This window comes from Actinomycetospora endophytica (assembly GCF_021026375.1).
GTDB classification, from domain to species: domain Bacteria; phylum Actinomycetota; class Actinomycetes; order Mycobacteriales; family Pseudonocardiaceae; genus Actinomycetospora; species Actinomycetospora endophytica.
The window spans coordinates 235,619-258,026 of the sequence record NZ_JAJNDB010000004.1; the positions used below are offsets into that span (position 1 = coordinate 235,619).

The 22,408-nt window shown below is 74.2% G+C and carries 18 protein-coding genes; 12 read left to right on the forward strand and 6 right to left on the reverse strand.

Annotated elements, in window-relative coordinates:
• The 4 genes from LQ327_RS19295 (at nt 1) to LQ327_RS19310 (ending at nt 2,610) form a co-directional block, all read left to right on the forward strand.
• On the forward strand, nt 1–609 hold the full coding sequence (locus LQ327_RS19295; protein ID WP_230736687.1) for a histidine phosphatase family protein: 609 nt from the start codon (nt 1–3) through the stop codon (nt 607–609).
• Complete coding sequence (locus LQ327_RS19300; RefSeq protein WP_230736689.1) at nt 606–1,274, forward strand: TMEM175 family protein; 669 nt, start codon at nt 606–608, stop codon at nt 1,272–1,274. Before LQ327_RS19295 ends, LQ327_RS19300 begins: the two co-directional genes overlap by 4 nt.
• 120 nt (nt 1,275–1,394) lie before the next feature.
• Complete coding sequence (locus LQ327_RS19305) at nt 1,395–2,198, forward strand: response regulator transcription factor (protein WP_230736691.1); 804 nt, start codon at nt 1,395–1,397, stop codon at nt 2,196–2,198.
• Nucleotides 2,199–2,292: 94 nt separating this feature from the next.
• The gene (locus LQ327_RS19310) at nt 2,293–2,610 is read left to right on the forward strand and encodes a hypothetical protein (protein WP_230736693.1); all 318 of its coding nucleotides are present in this window, start codon (nt 2,293–2,295) and stop codon (nt 2,608–2,610) included.
• A 15-nt stretch (nt 2,611–2,625) separates the two neighbouring features.
• On the opposite strand, the gene LQ327_RS19315 is transcribed toward LQ327_RS19310, so the two are convergent.
• Genes LQ327_RS19315 through LQ327_RS19325 form a run of 3 tightly spaced genes read right to left on the reverse strand, consistent with a single transcriptional unit; the run spans nt 2,626 to nt 4,330 of the window.
• Nucleotides 2,626–3,045, reverse strand: coding sequence for a Rieske (2Fe-2S) protein (locus LQ327_RS19315; protein ID WP_230736696.1), 420 nt, complete (start codon nt 3,043–3,045; stop codon nt 2,626–2,628).
• Nucleotides 3,042–3,662, reverse strand: a complete 621-nt coding sequence (locus tag LQ327_RS19320; RefSeq protein ID WP_230736698.1) for a DUF6529 family protein — start codon at nt 3,660–3,662, stop codon at nt 3,042–3,044. The genes LQ327_RS19315 and LQ327_RS19320 overlap by 4 nt, the downstream gene beginning before the upstream one ends.
• A gap of 23 nt (nt 3,663–3,685) precedes the next feature.
• A complete protein-coding gene (locus tag LQ327_RS19325; protein ID WP_230736700.1) occupies nt 3,686–4,330 on the reverse strand; it encodes a hypothetical protein in 645 nt (214 codons plus the stop codon).
• Between the two features lie 328 nt (nt 4,331–4,658).
• Between LQ327_RS19325 and LQ327_RS19330 the strand changes: the two genes are divergently transcribed.
• The 6 genes from LQ327_RS19330 to LQ327_RS19355 all read left to right on the forward strand — a co-directional run bounded on the left by LQ327_RS19330 (nt 4,659) and on the right by LQ327_RS19355 (nt 17,024).
• Nucleotides 4,659–7,304, forward strand: a complete 2,646-nt coding sequence (locus LQ327_RS19330; RefSeq protein WP_230736703.1) for a helix-turn-helix transcriptional regulator — start codon at nt 4,659–4,661, stop codon at nt 7,302–7,304.
• 303 nt (nt 7,305–7,607) lie between these two features.
• The gene (locus tag LQ327_RS19335; protein WP_230737536.1) at nt 7,608–9,299 is read left to right on the forward strand and encodes a hypothetical protein; all 1,692 of its coding nucleotides are present in this window, start codon (nt 7,608–7,610) and stop codon (nt 9,297–9,299) included.
• A 51-nt stretch (nt 9,300–9,350) separates the two neighbouring features.
• On the forward strand, nt 9,351–11,192 hold the full coding sequence (locus tag LQ327_RS19340; RefSeq protein WP_230736705.1) for a dynamin family protein: 1,842 nt from the start codon (nt 9,351–9,353) through the stop codon (nt 11,190–11,192).
• Nucleotides 11,189–12,706 (forward strand): dynamin family protein, encoded by a 1,518-nt coding sequence (locus LQ327_RS19345; RefSeq protein ID WP_230736707.1) that lies wholly within the window; start codon nt 11,189–11,191, stop codon nt 12,704–12,706. The genes LQ327_RS19340 and LQ327_RS19345 overlap by 4 nt, the downstream gene beginning before the upstream one ends.
• 31 nt (nt 12,707–12,737) lie before the next feature.
• Entirely contained in the window at nt 12,738–14,942 is a 2,205-nt protein-coding gene (locus tag LQ327_RS19350) for a hypothetical protein (protein WP_230736710.1), read from the forward strand.
• 12 nt (nt 14,943–14,954) lie between these two features.
• Nucleotides 14,955–17,024 carry an Hsp70 family protein gene (locus LQ327_RS19355; RefSeq protein WP_230736712.1) on the forward strand — a complete coding sequence of 690 codons (2,070 nt, stop codon included), beginning with the start codon at nt 14,955–14,957 and terminating at the stop codon, nt 17,022–17,024.
• A gap of 6 nt (nt 17,025–17,030) precedes the next feature.
• Here LQ327_RS19355 and LQ327_RS19360 read toward each other — a convergent pair whose 3' ends face one another.
• The 3 genes from LQ327_RS19360 to LQ327_RS19370 all read right to left on the reverse strand — a co-directional run bounded on the left by LQ327_RS19360 (nt 17,031) and on the right by LQ327_RS19370 (nt 19,288).
• Nucleotides 17,031–17,675 carry a methyltransferase domain-containing protein gene (locus tag LQ327_RS19360; RefSeq protein ID WP_230736714.1) on the reverse strand — a complete coding sequence of 215 codons (645 nt, stop codon included), beginning with the start codon at nt 17,673–17,675 and terminating at the stop codon, nt 17,031–17,033.
• A gap of 11 nt (nt 17,676–17,686) precedes the next feature.
• The gene (locus LQ327_RS19365; RefSeq protein ID WP_230736716.1) at nt 17,687–18,223 is read right to left on the reverse strand and encodes a GNAT family N-acetyltransferase; all 537 of its coding nucleotides are present in this window, start codon (nt 18,221–18,223) and stop codon (nt 17,687–17,689) included.
• A 123-nt stretch (nt 18,224–18,346) separates the two neighbouring features.
• Nucleotides 18,347–19,288: a hypothetical protein gene (locus LQ327_RS19370; protein WP_230736718.1), complete on the reverse strand. Its 942-nt coding sequence runs from the start codon at nt 19,286–19,288 to the stop codon at nt 18,347–18,349.
• 310 nt (nt 19,289–19,598) lie between these two features.
• Between LQ327_RS19370 and LQ327_RS19375 the strand changes: the two genes are divergently transcribed.
• Nucleotides 19,599–20,591, forward strand: a complete 993-nt coding sequence (locus LQ327_RS19375) for a cation diffusion facilitator family transporter (RefSeq protein WP_230736720.1) — start codon at nt 19,599–19,601, stop codon at nt 20,589–20,591.
• Nucleotides 20,592–20,739: 148 nt separating this feature from the next.
• Nucleotides 20,740–22,404, forward strand: coding sequence for a purine-cytosine permease family protein (locus LQ327_RS19380; protein WP_230736722.1), 1,665 nt, complete (start codon nt 20,740–20,742; stop codon nt 22,402–22,404).
• Nucleotides 22,405–22,408 lie beyond the last annotated feature (4 nt).

A 22,408-nucleotide genomic window follows, 5' to 3' on the forward strand; every position in this document is an offset into this window, starting at 1 on the left:
ATGCAGCTCCTCCTCGTCCGCCACGGCGAGCCCCTGGCGGTCACCGACCAGGCGGGCGGCGCCGACCCGGAGCTCTCCCCACAGGGCCACACCCAGGCCGCCGCGCTCGGCGCCTGGGCCGCGGGCCTGACCGGCGAGAAGGTCGTCGAGGTCGTCGTCTCCGGGATGCGCCGCGCGCAGGAGACGGCGGCCCCCGCCGCCGCCGCGCTCGGCCTCGAGCCGGTCGTCGACCCCGATCTGGCCGAGTTCGACGTCGGGCGGCCCTCCTACCGGCCGGTCCACGAGCGGCTCGGCTCCGAGGATCCCGACTGGCAGCGGATCACCGCGGGGTACCTCCCCGAGTTCGTCGACGCCGAGGCCTTCACCGCGCGGGTCCGGGGCGCGTTCGGGCGGATCGTGGAGCGCCACCGCGACGCCGGACGCGAGTCGGTGCTCGTGGTCTGCCACGCCGGGGTGATCAACACCTACCTGGCGCTGCAGCTGGGGCTCGACAAGCCGCTGTACTTCCCCCTCGACCACGCCGGGCTCTCCCGCGTGCTCGTCTCCCGGGGCGGGCGGGTGCGGGTGCGCTCGGTCAACGAGACCGGCCACGTGACGGAGGTGCTGTGACCGGCGCCGGGCCGAGCGGCGCCAAGCCCGAGGACCGCCTGCCGCGGGCCGAGCGCATGGTCGCGTTCACCGACGCCGCGGTGGCGATCGCGCTGACGCTGCTGGTCCTGCCGCTGGTCGAGCTGGTGCCCGAGGCCGTCCACGCGAACGAGCCGGCCAGCTCGGTCGTCACTCACAACCTGGTGGCGATCGGCAGCTTCCTGCTCAGCTTCGTGGTGATCGCGCGGTTCTGGACGGTGCACCACCGGCTCTTCGGCTTCTCGGTCCGGCTGACGCCCGGCCTGGTGCGGCTGAACCTGCTGTGGGTGCTGACCATCGCGGTGCTGCCGTTCCCGACCGAGATGATCTCGTCGTTCGAGAGCGACCACTTCGCGCCGCCCTTCTACCTCTCGGTGCTGCTGGTCTGCAGTGCCACGTTGTCGGCGATGACGATCGTCATGCAGCGCACCGCCGCCCGTGACGGTGACGAGGACGGCGTGCCCGAGAGCTTCGTCGTCGGCTCGCTGGCCTCGACGTCGACGATGGTCGCCGCCCTCGTCGTCGTCCTGATCTTCCCGGACCTCGGGGCGTGGGCGTTCCTGGTCCTCATCGCGGACCCGGTGTTCGAGCCGGTCATCCGCCGGCTCCGCGGCGACCGGAAGAAGCCCCGGGGCGTCTCCGGCTGAGTGCCCGGCGACGGGCCGCACTGTGCTGTCCGGGTGACGTTCGGGCGCCGGAAGGATGACGTTTCGTCCGATTCCGCCGCGTCCGGTGGACCATCGCCGGCCAGGGAGCGGGGTCGGGGCATGGGATCAGCGGTGGTCGCGCGGGGCGGCGAGTGGCTGGACCTCGTCGCGGACCTGATGGGGCGCCCGCTGTCCCGATGGCCCGCCGAGCCGGTGATGCGGCAGCTCACGACGACCTTCGACGCCCCGGCCGGTGCGTTCGACGACCGCGGGCCGGGCCGGGTGACCAGGCAGGAGATCTGGCCGCCGGACTTCCACGGCCGGGACCTCGCCGAGGTCGTGCGCTGGAGCCGCGAGCGGGCGCCGGAGGAGCACCCGCTGCTGCGGTACTACCTGGCCATCGGCCGGGCCGACGTCATGCAGGTGGCCGAGGTGCCGGACCGGGTCGCGGATCGGCGGGTCCGCCAGCGGTGGCACGCAGTCTGCGAGGACCTGCTCGGCCCCGAGATCGTGTCCCAGATCTCGCTGCCCCTGGGGCCGTGGACGAACCGGGCGTTCCTCGTCGGGCGCGCGGAGGCCTTCTCGGCGGAGGAGATGGTGCTGGCACGACGGGTGCGGGCCGTGCTCGCCGGCCTGGACCGGCAGATCGCGGCCCACGCGCGATGGTCCGGGCGCAGCGGGATGCTCGCGGTCGCCACGGCGGGGGACGTGGGTCTGACCCCGCGGGAGAGCGCCGTGCTCGACCTGCTCGCCTCGGGAGCCACCGCCCGCGTCATCGCCCGACGCCTCGCCGTCGGGGAGCGCACGGTGCAGAAGCACCTCCAGCGCGTCTACGCGAAGCTCGGCGTGGCGGACCGCCTCGGAGCGGTGCAGCGCGCGCAGTGCCTCGGGGTGATCCCGTCGCCGCGTGAGATGCGTACGTAGTTCCCGGCCCTGTCGGGATCCTCGCCCCTGGGTGCGAATGGGGGCACGCGACCGGGTTGTCCGGGTCGCGGACCACCACGACAGGGGAGACACCATGCTCGCGACCACCGACATCGACAGCAGGCTCGGCGAGGTGAAGGCCACGACCGAGGCGGCGCTGCGTGCCAGCGAGGCCGACCCGGGCGCCTCGCCCGTGACGGTCGCCGTGGTCCGGGAGTTCGACACCAAGGCGGCCAAGGCCGGGCGTCACGCCGACGACGCCGTGTCCGCGCGCGACTCGGTGATCGAGCTCGAACAGGCCGGCGACAGCGCGAAGGCGGCCGCCGCGGCCGACGCGTCGCTCGGCGCATCCGCGCGGGAGGCCGTCGAGGCCGCGCACCTGGCCATCTGCATCCTCAAGACCGAGGTGTGACGGCCCGGGGCGCGCTCAGGTCACGTCCACCCGTCCGTCGGCGACCCGGACCGCCCGGGGTGTCAGTCCCCGTTCCGCCGGCCCCTGCGCGACGCTGCCGTCGGCCAGGTGGAACCGGCTGCCGTGGCAGGGGCAGTTGATGGTGCCGTCCGCGACGGCGTTCACCGCGCAGCCCTGGTGCGGGCAGGTGGTGCCGAACGCGGTGAACGTGCCGGCGACCGGCTGGGCGACCACCGCGCCCTGGCCGGCGAGGACGACGCCACCACCCACGGGCACATCCGATGTCGCGACGCTCACCGGCAAGGTCGGTGCCGGCGCCGCCGCCCCGTTGCCGTACTCCGCGCACCCGGCGAGCCCGAGGGCCGCCAGTCCCGCGCAGCCGGTCAGGAGGACGGTGCGCCTGCCCGGCGTGAAGGGCGCCTCCCCGGCCGTCACAGGTGCACGCCCTGGTCGGTGAAGAGCCAGAGTGCAGCCGTCAACCACAGCACGATCAGCGCGCCGAAGACGAGCCCGCCGACGACGGGCAGCGTCCACCCCGGCAGCCCGCGACGGGGCAGACAGAGCATCTTGGTCACGAAGGCGCCGTAGAACAGGCACCCGGCCACCGAGTGCAGGAGGACCCGGGTGCGGTCGTACTCGAAGCCGAGGGCGTAGAGGCAGTGGACGACGACCGGCACGGTGAGCAGCACCGCCGCCCGCCCGGCCCAGCGGTGCACGGACGGGGCCCACGCCGGCGACCAGTTCCCCAGCCGTCCGTACATCGCCTGCGCCGTCAGCAGCTGCACGACGGCGAGCAGCGCGGCCGCCGTCGTCAGCCACGCCTTCACGTACGCCGGGCCGGAGAAGCCGGCGACGTCGACCGCGATCGCGCCCGGCTCGTGGAGCCGGCCGTAGACGCCGAGCGCCACGGCGACCCCGACGCCGGCCACGACCGGCACCAGGAGCCCCGCGCGCCCAGTGGCGACGGCGGCGGCGGGGAAGGGGCCCACGGGACCGGTCGGCGGCTCGTCGTCGGCGGTCGCGCCGGCGGACCCGGGCTCGGTGGTGCTCATCGGGGCTCCTCGGGTTCCGCTGGTCAGGACGTGGCGAGCACGTCGGTGGACCCGTCCACGGGCACGACCCCGGCCGGGAGCGGGCCGTCGAGCGGGAGCGGGGGCGCCGGGCTGACCGCGCCGGTCCCGTCGTGGCTCAGCCCCACCTGGCCGCCGTCGCCGCGCACGATCCATCCGGTGGTCCGGCCGTTGCCGCCCGACCGGTAGATGCCGGCCTGCGTACCGGTGGCGGGTGCGGCCGTGAACGACGCGTCCGGCCGTCCGGCGAGCGAGACCGTGCCGGTGAGCCGGCCGCCGTCGAGACGGCCGGTCATGTGGTTGCCGTGACGGCCGGTGCCGTCGACCGCGTCCGTCGTGGCGCCGCCCTGCAACCACGCCTCGGTCTGATGGCCGTCGCAGACGTAGGCCTTGCTCCGGTCACCGTCGACGGTGACCGCGATCGGGATGCTGGCGCCCTGGGACGTCACGTCCCCGACGTAGCGCACCCGCCCGGCCGGGAAGCTCTCCGGGGCCGGGGCGGCGGCCGGTGCCGGAGCGGCGCTCACCGCGGGGACCGCGGCCGGGGGCGCCGGCGGTGCGGCCGGGTGCTGGACGGCCATGTCCACGCCGACCAGCACCAGTCCGAGCACGACGACGGCCGCGAGCGTGACGAAGGGTGAGCGGACCATGGTCCCTCCCGAGGCCGCCGGAATCTGTCCGGAGACATTGTTCGAGCGCCGGAGCCGGGGCACCCGAGTAGTCGCTACTCGGTTGCCGGTCGAGGACTACTCGATCTCGGAATGGGATCAGAAACGGACGTTCGAGCCCGAACAGGTCGTATCAGCATTCATTCGGACAATTCCCATGAGCATATTTACGTAGTCGACTACGGTCGACCTGACGCCTTTCCTGCGCCACTGTGTGCCTCCGGAGTCGGTCGGCTCGACCAGGACCGGTTCCCAACCACCCGTGCGGGGGCTGTGGTGGTTCCTACCGCCGTAGCCCGGGGAGCAGGGGATGGGTCGACAGTGGCCGTTCGTGGGCCGCGAGCGGGAGCTGGCCGCGGTGCGCAAGGCGCTCGACGACGCCCATCTCACCGGCGTCGTTCTCGTCGGCCCGCCCGGGGTGGGGAAGACCCGCCTGGCCCGCGCCGTCGCCGACCGCGCGGAGGCGGGGGGCGCCGCGGTGCGGTGGGTGATGGCCACCCGTTCCGCGTCCGGCATCCCGCTCGGCGCGATGGCCCAGCTGCTGGCGAGCTGGGAGGGCCCGGGCGCCCACGCCGTCCACCTGCTGCCCCACACCGCGCGGCACCTCGTCGAGGGCGCCGGCGGGCGCCGGCTGCTGCTGGCCGTCGACGACGCCCATCTCCTGGACTCGACGTCGACCGCCCTGATCCACCACATGGCCGTGACGGGGGCGGCCACCGTCGTCGTGACCGCCCGCACCGGCGTGACCGTGCCCGACCCGATCTTCGCGCTCTGGAAGGAAGGGCTGGCCGAGCGCATCGACATCCACGGGCTCGCGCGCACGCAGGCCGACGAGCTGGTGCGTCAGGTGCTCGGGGGCCAGGTCGACGGCGCCACCCTGCACCACCTCTGGGAGCTCAGCCTGGGCAACACCCTGTTCCTGCGCGAGCTCGTCGAGGGCGGGCTCTCCAGCGGCGCGCTCGCGCTCGACGACGTCTGGCGCTGGAACGGGCCGCTGGTCCCGTCGCCCCGGTTGACCGAGGTCATCGACGCCCGGATGGGCTCGCTCGAGCCCGACGAGCAGACCGTCCTGGAGCTGCTGGCGTTCGGTGAGCCGCTCGGGTCGGACACCCTGGAGCGCCTCGTCGGCTCCGAGGCGCTGTCCGCGGTGGAGCGCAAGGGCCTGATCGTCTCCGAGCGTCTCGACCGCCGGGTGGAGCTGCGCCTGGCCCACCCGCTCTACGGGGAGGTGCTGCGTCAGCGCACCTCGCCCCGGCGCGAGAAGTCCCTCTACCGGCAGCTGGCCGAGTCGCTCGAGGAGTCGGGGGTGCGCCGCTCCGGGGACCGCCTCCGCGCGGTGACCTGGCGGCTGGCTGCGGGGCTCCCCACCGACGCGGAGATGCTGCGGGTCGCCGCGGAGCACACCATGAAGGTCGACTTCCGGGCGGCCGAGCGGCTCAGCCGCGCCGCGGTGGAACAGGGCGGCGGCTATCCGGCGTCGGTCGTCCTCGGGCAGGTACTCATCGGCCTGGGTCGCTCGGCCGAGGCGGAGGACCTCTTCGCCGGGCTGTGGTTCCGCGCCGACACCCCGGAGCGCCGCACCCAGCTGGCCGTCACCCGGGTGGCCAACCTCTACTGGGGCCTGGGGCGGCCGGGACGGGCGGCCACGGTGCTGCGCGACCTCGGATCGGATCTCACCGAGGAGCCCTCGGCGCCCGAGCTGGTCACGCTCGAGTCCGCCCTCTCCCCGCCCTACGACGGCGCCGAGCAGGCCCTCGACCTGGCCGGGAACCTGCTGGGCCCCGACGGCGCGGTCGACGCCACGGCGCTGCAGGCGGTCGCCGTCGCGTCCGACGCCCTGCGCCGGGCCGCCCGCTACGACACCAGCGAACGGGTGGCCGAGCGGGCCCGCGAGGCGATCGAGGGTGCCTCGACACCGCTCGCCGCGGCGCGGGCGCTGCTGCAGCTCGACACCGGCCGGTGCGAGTCCCACGTGTTCACCGGCCGGCTCGACGAGGCCGAGCGGCTGGCCCGGGCCGGGTACCAGAGCGCGGTCGCCGACGGCCGCGCGACGGCGAAGGCCCTCTACGCCGGCTGGCTCGGCGTGACGGCGGGCCTGCGCGGCACGATGCGCACCTCGCTGCACTGGCTGCGCGACGCCACGGCCGGTCTACGTCCCGACGCCCTTCCCCTGCTCGCCGTGATGTGGTGCGGGATCCTCCAGTCGGCGGTGGCGACCGGCGACCTCGAGGCCGCGTCGGGCGCGTCACGGCAGCTGCAGCGGGTGCTCAGCGAGGGCGGGAACGCCTACGCCCCGTGGGCCGGGCTGGCCCCGGTGTGGATGGCGGTGGCGGGCGGCCGGCTCCAGGAGGCCGAGCGGGCGTGCCTGGCCGCCGCGGACCACGCCGAGCGCGACGGCTTGCTGCCCGCCCATCTCGAGGCGCTGCACACCGCGGTCCGGCTCGGCACGACGGTGCCGCTGGCGGACCGGCTGGAGTCGGCGGCCTCCGGGGCCGAGGGCGAGCTGGTCGTCGCGTACGTCGACCATGCCCGGGCCCACGCCAAGGGCGACGCCGAGGCCCTGGACGAGGTCGCGAGCCGGTTCGCCGGCCTCGGCACCCACCTGCTGGCCGCCGAGGCGGCGGCCCAGGCGTGCCAGCTGCACCGGGCGCGCGGGGGCCGTGGCGCCGGGAACGCCGCCGCCCTGCGCGCCCGCGGGTGGGCCGAGGAGTGCGAAGGCGCGCGCACCCCGGCCATCGCGGACCTCGACTCCGCCTCGGAACTGACGCGGCGCGAGCACGAGATCGCCGCACTCGCGGCCTCGGGACTGACCAGCCGGGCCATCGCGGAGCAGCTCGTGGTCTCGGTGCGCACCGTCGACAACGTGCTGCACGTGGTCTACAGCAAGCTCGGACTGAGCGGTCGTCGCGACCTCGCATCCGTGGTCAGCAGGGGGAGTAGGGAGTTCTCCGAGTAGTTCCCGGACGCGCTCGGGGTGAAAGCCGAGTAGCGCGCTACTCAGGACTCCCGGCGCCGGACCGCCAACACTTCTCGTCAGGACGGCGTCGGCGCGAGCGTCGATGAGGGATTCGCACCATCGAGGCCGGCCTGACACGCAGTTCCAGCAGGACCCGAGGGACCTCTCGGCGCGACCAGGTGTCGCTGCGCGAGGTCCCGACCAGGCGGACACAGGGTCCGCCCGACGCACTTCGAAGACCCGGCCTCGCCGGGAGGGAACGACAACCAGGCCGGCGAGGCCGGCGGACAAGGAGAAGGAACCGTGAACGTGGACGGTCGGATCGTGGACCAGCACAACGGCGGCGGTGCCGGCGGTGGCGGGGACATCAACCAGGGCGGAGACGTCTTCGGCGACGAGGGCGGCGCCGGCAACATCGACGGCCGCATCGTGGACCAGCACAACGGCGGGCTCGGTGGTGGCGGGGACGTGAACCAGGGTGGGGACGTCTTCGGTGGTGAGGGCGGGGTCGGCAACGTCGACGGCCGCATCATCGACCAGCACAACGGTGGTCTCGGCGGTGGCGGCGGCGACGTGAACCAGGGCGGCGACGTCTTCGGTGGTGGCCGCGGGGTCGGGAACGTGGACGGCCGGATCGTGGACCAGCACAACGGCGGGCTCGGTGGTGGCGGTGACGTCAACCAGGGCGGGGACGTCTTCGGTGGTGAGGGCGGGGTCGGCAACGTCGACGGCCGCATCATCGACCAGCACAACGGCGGGGCCGGCGGCGGCGGGGACATCAACCAGGGTGGCGACGTGTTCGGCGCCGGTCGTGGGACGAACGTCGATGGCCGGATCGTGGATCAGCACAACGGTGGTCTCGGTGGTGGCGGCGGTGACGTGAACCAGGGTGGCGACGTGTTCGGCGCGGGCCGTGGGACGAACGTCGACGGTCGGATCGTGGATCAGCACAACGGTGGTGCCGGTGGTGGCGGTGACGTCAACCAGGGCGGGGACGTCTTCGGTGGTGGCCGCGGCGCGGGCAACATCGATGGCCGCATCGTCGACCAGCACAACGGCGGCGCCGGTGGCGGTGGCGACATCAACCAGGGTGGCGACGTGTTCGGCGCCGGCCGTGGGACCAATGTCGACGGTCGGATCGTGGATCAGCACAACGGTGGTGCCGGTGGCGGCGGGGACGTCAACCAGGGCGGGGACGTCTTCGGTGGTGGCCGCGGCGCGGGCAACATCGACGGCCGCATCGTCGACCAGCACAACGGCGGCGCCGGTGGCGGCGGGGACGTCAACCAGGGCGGGGACGTCTTCGGTGGTGGCCGCGGCGCGGGCAACATCGACGGCCGGATCGTCGACCAGCACAACGGCGGCGCCGGTGGCGGTGGCGACATCAACCAGGGTGGCGACGTGTTCGGCGCCGGCCGTGGGACCAATGTCGACGGCCGCATCGTCGACCAGCACAACGGTGGTGCCGGTGGCGGCGGGGACATCAACCAGGGTGGCGACGTGTTCGGCGCCGGCCGTGGGACCAATGTCGACGGTCGCATCGTCGACCAGCACAACGGCGGTGGCGCCGGCGGTGGCGGCGACGTCAACCAGGGCGGCGACGTCTTCGGTGGCGGTCGCGGCACCAACGTCGACGGACGTATCACCGACCAGCACAACGGCGGCGCCGGCGGCGGTGGCGACGTCAACCAGGGCGGCGACGTCTTCCGGGCGGCGCCGCAGCACCAGGGCGGCGGCGGGGGCCACTTCCAGGGCCCGCCGAAGCACCAGGAGCACCAGCAGCACGACGGCGGTCACCACGACGGCGGCGGGCACGAGCAGCTCAACGTCGACCACCGGATCACCGACCAGCACAACGGCGGGCACGACGGCGGCCACCAGGAGCAGCAGCACCACGAGGAGCCGGTGTTCCACGAGCACGAGGCGGCCCACGCCGACCACGGTGGCGACCACGGTGACCACCACGCCCCGGTGGACCACGGCCACCACGGCTGATCAGGCCCGCTTCGGGCAGCACGGCTGAAAGACCGGAAGAAGGAGCAGCAGGTGTCGGGTACCGGTGTCCAGTTCGCGGCAGAGACCCTCGACCTCGCGGTCAAGGGAGCCACCGCCTACGAGCGGGAGGACCTCGTCCAACGACTGACCGGTGCCCGGCACCTGCTGTCCGACAACGCCGTCACGGTGTACGTCGTCGGGGAGTTCAAACAGGGGAAGAGCTCGTTGATCAACGGGCTGCTGACCGCACCGGTCTGCCCGGTGGACGACGACATCGCCACGGCGGTCCCCACGAAGGTCGGTTACTCGCAGCAGGTGCGTGCGGTGGCGAGCTTCGAGTCCGCGGCCGGGAACGAGGCCTCCCCCTGGCAGGAGGAGGTCCCGGTCGCGGAGATCGCCTCGTACGTGACCGAGCGCGGGAACCCCGGCAACCACCGGCGCCTGCGCTCGGTCACCGTCGGCATCGACCGCCCGCTGCTCGCCTCCGGGCTGACCCTCGTCGACACCCCCGGTGTCGGCGGGCTGGGATCGGTCCACAACGCCGTGACCGTCGGCTCCCTGCCGCAGGCCCACGCCGTCGTGTTCGTCTCGGACGCCTCGCAGGAGCTGACGGCGGCCGAGATCCGGTTCCTGCGGACGGTCAAGGAACTGTGCCCGACGATCGTCTTCGTCCTCACCAAGACCGACCTGTACCCGGAATGGAAGCGCATCCGGGACATCGACGTCGAGCACCTGGCGCGGGCCGGCCTCTCGGTCGACGTGCTCGAGGTGTCCTCCGAGCTCCGCAACACCGCGGCCGCCGCGGGCGACCAGGAGCTCAACGTCGAGTCCGGCTTCCCCCCGCTGGTCCAGCGCCTCCAGGACATCGTGCGCGACGCCGAGCGCGTCGCGCTCCGCTCCGTCGGCAGCCACGTCCTCTCGGTGGTCGGCCAGCTCGAACCGGCGTTGCAGTCGCGCGCCGCCTCCCTGACGACCCCGCAGCGGTCCGCGGCCCTCGTCGCCGATCTCACCCGGGCCCGGGAGCGCGCCGAAGCGCTGCGCGAGCGGTCGTCGCACTGGCAGCAGGTGCTCTTCGACGGGTTCGCCGACATCAGCTCCGACATCGACTTCGACCTGCGCCAGCGTTCCCGCGAGGTGCTCCACGACGCCGAGAAGGCGATCGACGAGGGCGACCCGGCCAAGGACTGGCCGGGTTTCGAGCAGTGGATGCGCCAGCGGCTGGCCGGGGAGGCCCTCGAGAACTACGGCCAGTTCGCGCGCCGGGCCCGGGAGCTCGCCGAGCGGGTCGCCGAGCAGTTCGACCTCGCCGCCGACCAGGCGGTCGCGCCCGTCGGGATCGCGGCGCCGGTCGAGGTGATCGAGGAGATCGACATCGACTCGTCGTTCAGCATCGCGCCGAAGAAGTTCGCCGGCGGGATGGCCGGCTTCCAGAAGGCCTACGGCGGCTTCATGATGTTCACGCTGCTGACCCACATGGCGGCCATCGCGCTGCCGGGCCCCGTGGGTCTGGGGCTCGGCCTGCTCATGGGCAAGTCCGGTCTGGGCGAGGAGCGCAAGCGCCAGCTGGAGAAGCGCCGGGCCGGTGCCAAGGCGGCCGTGCGCCGGTTCGTCGACGAGTTCAACCTGCAGGTCGGCAAGGACTCCCGGGACGCCCTGCGGCGCATCCAGCGCGAGATGCGCGACGCCTACACCCGCCGGGCCGAGGAGCTGCAGCGCTCGACCAAGGACGCGCTCGCCGCGGCCCAGAAGGCGGTCACCAGCAGCGAGGCCGAGACCGACGAGCTCGCGCGGCTGCAGTCGGACCTCGAGTCGTTCGCCATGGTCCGCGACCGCGCCCGGGAGGTCCTCGCGCACGCGAGCCGGCCCGCGGTGACCTCGGCGGGCAGCCGATGAGCCCGGAGGCGACCGGGGTCGTCCCCGCTGTGGGTGCGCTGCTCGCCGAGGCGGTCCGCGTCTACGCCGGCAGCCCGGCCGAGCGGGAGCTGCGCGCCGTCGCCGCCCGGATCCGCGAGCCGCTGCGCGTCGCGATCGCGGGGCGGGTCAAGGCGGGCAAGTCGACGCTGCTCAACGCGCTCGTGGGCCAGGAGCTGGCCGCGACGGACGCGGGGGAGTGCACCCGGCTCGTGACCTGGTACGTGGACGGCACCGCCTACCGCGTCGACCTCCAGCCCTACCGCGGGGCTCCCCGGCAGCTGCCGTTCCGGCAGCGCCACGGCTCCCTCGACATCGACCTCGGGGACGTCCGTGCCGAGCAGGTCGAGCGCCTGATCGTCACCTGGCCCTCGCCCATGCTGCGGCGGACCACGCTGATCGACACCCCAGGCATCGGGTCGGTGAACACCGAGGTCTCGGACCGCAGCGAGCGCGTCCTGGCCCCCGAGGACGGCGAGGTGACGGCCGCCGACGCCGTCGTCTACCTGATGCGCCACGCGCACGGCGACGACGTCCGGTTCCTCGAGGCCTTCCGCGACGGCGCGGTCGACCGCCGCACCGTCAACACCATCGCGGTGCTCTCGCGCTGCGACGAGATCGGGCACGCGCGCCCGGACGCGCTCACCACCGCGGCGCGGATCGCGGACCGCTACCGGCTCGACCCGCGGGTCCGCGCCCTCTGCCAGACCGTCGTCCCGGTCGCCGGGCTGCTGGCCTCCTCCGCCGCGTCGTTGCGCGAGGCGGAGTACCGCGCGGTCGTCGCGCTCGCGGCCGCCGAGGACACCGACCGGATGCTGCTGTCCGCGGCGCGCTTCGAGAGCGCCGACTCGGACACGGTCTCGACCACCGAGCGGACCACCCTCCTCGCGCGCTACGGCATGTTCGGCGTGCGCACCGCGATCCGGCTGGTCCGCGAGGGCGGGGTCACCAACGCCACCGACCTGGCGCGGGAGCTCACCAAGGCCAGCGGCATGCGCGAGCTGCAGCACCTGCTCGCCACGCAGTTCGGCGCCCGGGCCGACGTCCTCAAGGCACGCTCGGCACTCTCGGCCCTCGACGGCGTGATCCGGCGCCATCCCGTCCCCGCGGCGCGCGGGCTCGTGCACCAGGTGGAGCGGGTCCAGTCCGGCGCGCACGAGTTCGCCGAGATCGCCCTGATCGACGACCTCCGCAGCCGGCGCGTGCTCCTGCCGGAGTCCGAACTGCACGACGCCGAGCGCCTGCTCGGTGGCGAGGGCATGGACGCCGCCACCCGCCTGGGCCTGGACGCCCAGGCCGACGGGGAGACCGTGCGACGCGTGGCGGCCGAGCAGCACCTGCGCTGGCAGCGCCGGGCGGAGAACCCCGCGGCCACCCGTGAGCGCGCTCAGGCGGCACGCGTGCTCGTCCGGACGTGCGAGGGGATTCTCAGCCGGCGACCCGCTGAGTACTCCGCCGCGGCGCCCGCCCCAGGGGGAGTAGGGCGCTACTCATGACTTCCCGCCCCGCTGATCGCAGGGTGGAACCGTGAGCGAACAGGGAGGTGACGGCCCCGCCGACCGGGCCATCCGGGCGGTGGAGGGCGTGCGCGCCGTCGAGGCCGCGACCGAGGGTGGCGCGACGCCGCCGACCCGGTGGCAGGCCCACGCGCCGCTGCTCAAGCTCGCGGGCGCCGTCGGAGCCGCCGCGTACGCCGCCGGAGTGGGGTACGGCCTGTCCGAGGGGACCGCATCGGCCGAGCTGGTCGACCACCAGACCCCGCTCGGCCCGGGCGACGGCCCCGCCGCGGGAGCGGACGGCCCCGGGCCGGCCGGAGGCGGACCGGGCGACCCGGGCGGTCCCGGGCCGGGGGCGCCGGGTGCACCGGGCGGCGCCGAGGGCGGCGGTCACGTCACGGTCGAGCAGGAGGTCGGCGGGGCGGGGGTGACCCCGGACCACGTCTCGAGCTCGGTCGGGCACGGCGCCGACGGCTCCGTCGTCGCGAGCGTCTCCAGCAGCTACCACGTCGGCGGCTCCGGAGGCGCGCAGCACGGCGGGGGCGGCCCGACCGGTCGCGGCCACGAGGGCGGCGGACAGTCCGGGGCCGGCCAGCAGGGCGGGCACGACGACGGCGGGATTCTCGTCCAGCAGTACGAGACGGTCGTCGTCAAGGAGGACGCCGCGGGGAACTTCGTCGTCGACAGCCACCTCGTCGTCGTCGTGCACTACGGCGGGCACGAGTACAGCTACGACGGCCACGACGTCTACACCGTGAGCCCCTCCGAGCACGCCGACCTGGTGGTGCACCAGCACGAGGACGTCGTCGTCCACGAGCGGCCGGACGGCAGCTACTCGGTCGCCGTCGACGCCCACACGACGGTCGCCGTCGTCCCCGACACCGACGGCCACTTCGACGCGAACGTCACCCAGGAGGAGTCGACCACCGCCGACGGCGGGCACGGCCACGGGCAGGGCCACGGCGACGGGCACCTGACCACCGACCAGTACGAGGGCGCGGACGACCGCGGCGGGCACGGCACGATCACCCAGATCGAGCACACCGACGGCCACGGCACGCAGACCGAGGACGCGGACGGCCGCGGCACCGGGGACGTCACCCAGGACCAGGACGGCGGCGACGGCGTCGACCAGACCCAGAACGCCGACACCCGCGACGGCGGGCACACCACCCAGAACCAGTCCGGCGGCAAGGGCTCGCACCAGGAGCAGAACGACGACGGCCGCGGTGGGCGGGGGAGCTCGCAGAACCAGAGCGGCGGCAAGGGTTCGCACCAGACCCAGAACGCCGACGACCGCGGCGGCGGCCGCTCGACCCAGAACCAGTCCGGCGGCAAGGGCTCGCAGCAGGAGCAGAACGCGGACGACCGCGACGGCGCGGGGAGCTCCCAGAGCCAGGCCGCCGGGCGGGGCTCGCACCAGGAGCAGAACGCCGACGACCGCGGCGGCGGCGCGGGCACCCAGAGCCAGACCGCCGGGGCCGGGTCGCAGCAGTCGCACCGCCTCGACGAGCGCGACCTCCCGACCGGGACCCCCGGCGGCACCCCGGTCCCGACGACGACGGGTGCGGCTCCCGTCGGCGCGGCCGGCGCCGGGGCGCCGGTGGAGGCCGCGAACGGAGCGGTCGCCGCGGCCGCGACCGGGCTGGACACGGCCGGAACCGGCGCGGCGGCCCACGCCGGCACCACGCTCCCGGAACTGCAGAGCTTCGCGCGTGTAGCGGACACCTCCGGCACGGCAGGTGGTCAGGGGACCGGTCAGGCGGCGAGCGACGCCCTGCACGCCCCGCCGCCGCGCGGGCTCGACGACGGCCCCCTGGTCGGCGTCCCGTCCCACGGCCCCGATGGGACCCCGGTCGTCGGGACCCCGCCGACGGCCGCCGGGGCCGGCGTGCCGACCACGCCGACGGGTGTCGACCCGCCCGCGCAGACCGGGCACTTCGGCGCCGCCGGGGATCCCGCCCCGACCACACCCTTCGGGGAGCATCCCGCCACGGGGGGCACCGCGACGCGGGCCGGGGACACGCCGGCGACCCACCCCACCGAGGACGGGAGCGCCGCCCACGACACCCACACCGCGGCCACCACCCCCGAGCACCCGACGCCGACGCACGACACCACGAGCGCCGACACCGCGACCGACACGCACGAGGCCCAGCACGCGCACGACGCCCAGGACGGGCACGACGCGTCGGCCCACCCCGCCCCCGACCACGCCCTCGCACACCATGCGTAGCTGGAGCAGACGATGACCTTCGGACTCGGCGTCGACCTGGGGACGACGTTCACGGCGGCCGCCGTCTCCCGGGCCGAGGGCCTCGACATGGTGACCCTGGGGGACCGTTCCGCGGCCATCCCCTCGGTGGTCCTGGTCCGCGACGGCGACACCGCGCTCGTCGGCGACGCGGCGAACCGTCGCGCGGCGGCCGAGCCGGCTCGGGTCGCGCGCGAGGTGAAGCGCCGGCTCGGCGACCCCACCCCGCTCATCCTGGGCGGCGAGCCCCACTCGGCGGCCCAGATCATGTCCCGGCTGCTGCGCTCCGTCGTGGACTCGGTCGCCAAGCGCGAGGGCGGCCGCCCGGACGCGCTCGTGCTCACCCACCCCGCGAACTGGGGCCCCTACAAGCGGGAGCTGTTCGCATCGGTGCCGCGGCTCGCCGACCTCAGCGCGGTCACGATGGTCACCGAGCCGGAGGCCGCCGCCGCCCACTACGCGTCCACCGCGCGGGTCCCCGAGGGGTCGCTCGTCGCGGTCTACGACCTCGGCGGCGGCACGTTCGACGCCACCGTGCTGCGCCAGCTCGAGGACGGGTTCGAGTTCCTCGGGCCGCCGGAGGGCATCGAGGGGCTCGGCGGGATCGACTTCGACGAGGCGGTGTTCGCGCACGTCGACCGCAGCGTGGACGGCGCCCTGTCCGAGCTCGACCTCGACGACCCGCAGGCCGCGGCGAGCCTGGTCCGGGTGCGCCAGGACTGCGTGCTGGCCAAGGAGGCGCTCTCCGCCGACACCGAGACGTCCGTGCCGGTGATGCTCCCCGGCCTGCACACCGAGGTGCGTCTGACCCGGGCCGAGTTCGAGGAGATGATCCGGGCACCGATCGAGGCCACGGTGTCGGCGCTGCGTCGTGCGCTGGCGGCCGCCGAGGTCACCCCGGAGGATCTCAGCAACGTCCTGCTGGTCGGCGGGTCCTCCCGCATCCCGATCGTCTCGCAGATGCTCTCCGCCGAGCTCGGGCGGCCGACCGCGGTGGACACCCACCCCAAGCACGCGGTCGCGCTGGGCGCGGCGCTGCTGGCCGGGCGCCGGCGCGCGGCCCGGCGGCCCGCGGGCCCGGGGACGCCGTCGCGGGGGCGCCCGGCCGGGCCGCCGCCCGGGTCGACCCGCGGGCGCAGCGGTGCGCCCGCCCCGTCCGCTCCGTCGTCGACGCCGCCGGGCGGGATCCGTACCCCGGGGCGCGGTCCCGGGGTCCCGGCCGCGGCCGCCGGGGCGGCGGGGGCCGGGGCGGCCGCTGCAGCAGGGGCGGCCGCGCTCGGAGGCGGGAAGGCGGCGGACTCCACCGAGACCGTGGTGTCCTCGCCGTCGCGCACGGGCAGCCGGTCGAGCTCGGACTCCACCGAGACCGTCGTCGCCTCCCCGTCGCGACCGAAGGAGCGGCCGAGCACGGGGTCGGGTCCCCACTCCGGGCTCCTGCCGGTCGTCGGGCCCTCGTCGAGCGGGGTGCCGGTGACGCGGCCGTCGAGCGGTGCCGTGCCGATGCCGGCACCGTCGCGGCCCTTCCGCGCGACGCCCCCGACCGGTCCGGGCCCGTCCCAGGGGAGCCCCGGCGGTCCGGGTGGCCCGGGCGGTCCGGGTGGTCCGTCGCGGCCGAACGGGATGAACGGGGTGCCGGAGCCGTCCGGCGCCTCGGCGGCCGGCAGCGCTCCGCCCACCCTCGGGAAGCACGATCAGGCCGGCGCCGAGACCCGTCGTCGCCGGATCCGGATCGCCGTGATCTGCGCGGCGGTCGCGGTGGTGCTCGGGGTCGGCGGTGTCGCCACCGCGGCGGCGCTCACCGACAAGAGCGGACTCTCCTCGACGGTCCCGCCTCCCTCGCCCGCCGTGGCGACGCCGACCGTGACCAGCACGGCGGCGCCCGACAGCGGCGGCGGCGCGGCCCCCGTGGCGCACGCGCCGGCGGAGCAGCCGGCCGACACCCCGGGGCACGCGGCGACGCACAGCCGGGAGCACCCGACGACGACGGCACCGCCCACGACGACCTCGAAGGCGAGCTCGTCGGGCGGGGGCAGCACGAACGGCGGGGGCCAGGGCGGCGGCTGACCGCGGTCAGGGGTGGGCGGCGCCGAGGGCGTGGAGGCTCACGGCATATCCGCCGCCGTCGTAGGGCTCGGTGGCGTCCCAGTCCGCGGTCCGGGTGCGCAGGGTGAGCCCGGCGCCGACGCAGGCGGTGTCGTAGGCGACGAGGTCGGGGAACGCGACGCCGTCGGGGAGTGTGAACGGCACGTGCGCGGCGTCCAGTCCGAAGCCGAGCAGCAGCAGGCCGCCCGGGCGCAGGTGCGCGGCCAACCGCGCGATCACCCGCGCGTGGGTGCCCGGCGTCAGGAGCGGCCAGAGGTTGCCCGCGCCGACCACGAGGTCGAAGCGGCGGCCGAGGTCGAGCCGCGCGAGGTCGGCGAGGTGCCAGTCCAGCTCGGGGCGCGCCCGGCGGGCCTCGGCGAGCATCGATGCGTCGAGGTCCGTGCCGACGACGTGGTGGCCCAGGTCGGCCAGGTGGGCGGCGACCCGGCCGGTGCCGCACCCGGCGTCGAGCACGTCGCCCGGGTGGCGCCCCGCGGCGGTCAGGAGCCGGTCGACGCGCCGGGCCTCACCGTGCAGGTCGGCGCCCTCGGCGGCGAGGGCCTCGAAGCGGGCGGCGTAGCCGGGGCCGGCGGTGCCGCCGGTGACGGCGAGCCAGGGGTTCTGCTGGGTCACGGACCCGGACCCTACGTCCGGAGGCGCCGGTAGACGCGCTGCTCCGGCGGGTCGACGGGGTTGTCGGGCTCGACCCGCGCGACGGTGACGAACACGAACCCCGCCTTCTCGAGCACCCGCTGCGAGGCGACGTTGCCCGCGGCGACCGGGACGAGGAGCTGCCCGCAGGTCGGGTGGCCGGCGAGGGTGTCGTCGGCGAGCGCCCGGACGAGCGCGGAGCCGCGGCCGCGCCCGACGTCGGCGGGGTCCCCGACGAGGTAGTCGATGGTCATGGCGTCCGGCGGGACCAGCAGGAACGGGGCGAACTCGGCGACCTCGTCCGGATAGGAGGCCCAGAACGAGCGCTGGCAGAGGCCGAGCGGCCGGCCGTCGTCGAGGGCGATCAGGTCCTCGTTGGGCTCCTCGCCGCGCACCGTGGGACCGAAGTCGCGCTCCACCGCCTCCGGGCCGGTCTCGTGCGCCCACCACCGGGCCACGTGCGCCTGGGCGAGCCAGTGCCCGATCAGCCCGAAGTCGTCCCTGGTGACGGGGCGGAAGGTGATCCCCACGGGCGTCCACGCTAGTCCGGCGCGGCCCGGCACCGTGGAACGATCGCTGCCCGCCGGTTCCTGGAGCACGACGACGTCGGCCCCGTCCCCGTGCTGGGGGCGGGGCCGACGTTCCGCGAGGATCTACTTCCGGCAGCCGCAGTGGCCGTCGTCGCCCTGGTCCTCGTCGCCCCAGCTCCCGCCGTGTCCGTGGTCGTCGCCGGAATGACCGTCGCCGCCCCACTGCCCGCCGCCGTGTTCACCGGGGGTCCCGGGGTGGGTGGTGGGAGTGCTCGGCGACGTGGGCGGCTCGGTGACCGGCGGGACGATCACCGGCTTCGTCAGCTCGAAGTCGTACGTCGTGCTCGGCGTGGTGATGAGGTCGACCGCCGACTCGAGGCCCGGGTTACCCGAGCCCTGGTTGACGTAGACCGCGTTCACGATGATGTCCGGGTCCGCCGCGATGTAGTCCGAGAGCGGCTTCGCGCCGTCGTTCGAGCACGAGCGCTGGTCCTCGGTGATGACGCCCGGGATGGCACGCGTCGAGCACCACTTGCCCGCCCCCGCCTGGTAGCGGTGCCATTCGCCCGGTGTGAGGCTGTCGCCGGTGTTGTAGACCGGCTCGTAGGTGAGTGTCGAGAAGCCACCGTCGGCCGCGCCGTTGTAGTCGACGACGAGCTGGAGGCTCGGGAACTGCTGGGCCTGGTCGGCCTCGCCCTGGTAGGCGGAGTAGGCCGCGGCGGGGATCCAGTCGGCGAGCGGGGTCCCGGCGTCCTCGGTCGTGTAGTAGTTGACCTTGTCGGACGCGCCCGGCGTGGACAGGCGCAGCGCCGCCTTGCCGCCGCCGGTCGGTGCGCCGTACTCGTCGGACACCTCGGCCTTGCCCGCCCCGCGGTTGTCGTCGGCCTTGAACGGCGCCAGATCCGGCAGCACCGTCGTCGTGGTGGTCCCGGCCGTCAGGGCGTCGAGGACGTCCGCGTTGCCGGTACCGATCATCGTCGCGGTCGCGCCACCGATCACGAGCGCCCCGGCCGCCGCGAGCGCCGCGATCCCCCGGCGCCCGAGCGTCACCCTGTGCTTGGCCATATGTGTCCCGCCCTTCCCCCATGGAGTGGCGGAGCTCTCCTCCGGCCACGGGGGAGTAACGAGGAGGACTCGACTGGGTGACGTCGGCTTTACCCTCGACTGGAGGAATCGGCGCCAGGTCTCCGGCGTCATGATCGCCAGGATGACGAGGATTTGGACGCCCAGGCCTCAGGAGCTCGTCATCTTGGTGATCATGGTCGGGTGGCCGGGGTCCCGGTGTTCATGGCCCGGGTGACGGCCCCGGGCGGCCGACCGTGACACGCGACCCTCGCGATTCCACATGCGCATCCGTGCATGTATGGTCGCGCCCATGGGGCAGGGAGGCCACGACGCGCACGGCCACGGACACGGCGGTCATGCGGGCCACGCCCACGGGGCCGACGCCGACGGCCGACGACTCACCGTCGCGCTCGTCATCACCGCGCTGGTCCTGCTCAGCGGGGCGGTCGGCGCCTGGGTCACCGGGTCGCTGTCGCTGCTCGCCGACCTCGGTCACCAGGTCACCGACGTCGCCGCGCTGCTGACCGCCGTCGTGGCCGCGCGGCTCGCGCAGCGGCCCCCGAGCGCGCAGCGGACGTTCGGGCTCGGGCGGTCGGAGGTGCTCGGCGCCGCGGTCAACGCGCTCCTGCTGCTGGCGGTGACCGTCTGGGTCGCGGTCGAGGCCGTCGAACGGCTGCTCGCGGACACCCCACCCGAGATCCCGGGCCTCGCGCTGCTGCTCTTCGGCGCGGTCGGCCTCGTCGGGAACCTGATCTCGCTGGCGGTGCTCTCCGGGGGCGATCGGGGCAACCTCAACGTCCGCGGCGCCGCTCTGCACGTGCTGGGCGATGCGCTGGGCTCGGTCGCGGTCATGGTGGCCGCCGGGGCGGTGCTGCTGACCGGCTGGCCCTACGCAGATGTCGTCGCGTCCCTCGTCATCGTCCTCATCCTGCTGCCGCGCACGCTGGCGCTGTTGCGGGCGACCGCGCACGTGCTGCTCGAGGGCGCGCCGCCCGGGATGGACGTGGAGGAGGTCCGCGCCGCCCTCGCCGAGGTCCCCGGCGTGCGCGAGGTGCACGACCTGCACGTGTGGGTGATCAGCGACCGGGTCCCCGCGGCGTCGGCCCACCTCGTCGTCGAGGACCACGCGACACCGCACTGCGAGGGGCGCGCCGCCGGCGGGAGCGTGCTCGACTGCGCCGCCGAAGCGCTGCGCGAGCGCTTCGGGCTCGAGCACTCGACGCTGCAGATCGAGACGGTCGACCACGCCGACCACGAGGAGCACTGTGCTCCTCCGGCGGTCGTCCAGAGTCCGTTCCGGTGATCGCGGGCCGATCCAACGGCTCTGACTCCACGCGTTAACGAAGCGGTGACATCGCGGCAAACGCCTTCACCGACTGCTCACGCAGGATGCCTGGGTGGTTGCCCCGGACGGGGTGCCGACCCGGTCCAGGGCGTGGAGGAACACCAGCGTGTCACAGGATGTGGAGCCCGCGGCGGCGCAGTCCGCGCCGCCGACCGGCACACGGACGAAGGCCAACGAGACCCTCGAGGACTACACCCTCCGGTTCGCGCCGCGCAGCTACCGGAAGTGGTCGGTGGGGGTCGTCGCGACCTCGGCGCTCGGCGGCATCGCCTACCTCGCCGACTTCGCGATCGGCGCGAACATCGGCATCTCCTACGGCACGGTGAACGCACTGTGGGGAATCCTCGTGTTCGCCGTCGTGATCTTCCTGTCGGGCTTCCCGCTCGCCTACTACGCGGCGCGCTACAACCTCGACCTCGACCTGATCACCCGCGGCAGCGGCTTCGGCTACTACGGCTCGGTGGTCACGAACGTCATCTTCGCGACGTTCACGTTCATCTTCTTCGCGCTCGAGGGCTCGATCATGGCCCAGGGCCTGGAGCTCGGGCTCGGGATCCCGCTCTGGATCGGCTACGCGGTCTCGACGATCATCATCTTCCCGCTGGTCGTCTACGGGATGAGCCTGCTCTCCACACTGCAGCTCTGGACGACGCCGATCTGGCTGATCCTGATGGTGCTGCCGTTCGTCTACCTGCTCATCAGCCACCCGGACTCGGTCTCCACCTTCTTCGCCTACCAGGGTGAGAAGGGCCAGGGCTCAGCGAGCCTCGGGTCGGTCATGCTCGCCGCGGGCGTCTGCCTCTCGCTCATCGCGCAGATCGCCGAGCAGATCGACTACCTGCGCTTCATGCCGCCGCGGACGCCGGAGAACTCGCGGCGCTGGTGGTGCGCGATGGTCCTCGCTGGGCCCGGCTGGGTGATCTTCGGGGCCGCGAAGCAGGTCATCGGCCTGTTCCTCGCCGTCTACCTGATCGCGAACGTCGCGGGCGGCGCCGGCTTCGCCAACGAGCCGGTGCAGCAGTTCTTGATCACCTACACGAACATCATGCCCGCGTGGCTGGCGCTGACCCTCGCGGTGATCCTCGTCGTGATCAGCCAGATCAAGATCAACGTCACCAACGCCTACTCCGGCTCGCTGGCCTGGACGAACTCGTTCACGCGGATCACCAAGCACTACCCGGGCAGGCTGGTGTTCCTCGGCGTGAACCTGGTGATCGCGCTGATCCTCATGGAAGCGAACATGTTCGACTTCCTGAACACGATCCTCGGCTTCTACGCGAACTGCGGCATGGCGTGGGTCGTCGTCGTGGCCTCGGACATCGTCATCAACAAGTACGTGCTCGGCCTCTCGCCGAAGCAGCCCGAGTTCCGGCGCGGGATGCTCTACGCGGTCAACCCGGTCGGGTTCGGCTCGATGATCATTGCCGCGGGTGTCTCGATCCTGGCGTTCTTCGGGGTGCTGGGCGAGACGCTCGCGTCGTACTCCCCGCTCGTCGCGATCGTGCTGGCGTTCGTGTTCCCGCCGATCATCGCGCTGGCCACCGGGGGTAAGTACTACCTGCGGCGCACCGACGACGGCATCGAGCACGCGATGCACGACGAGTACGGCAACCCCTCGGGCGAGACGTTGCGCTGCGAGGCCTGTGAGCAGGACTTCGAGCGCCCGGACATGACCGCCTCGGGGACCGGGGCCGGGTACGTCTGCTCGCTGTGCCTGTCCACCGACCGCGCCGGGGCGCACGTCCTCCCGGAGCAGACCGCTGCGCCGTAGTTTG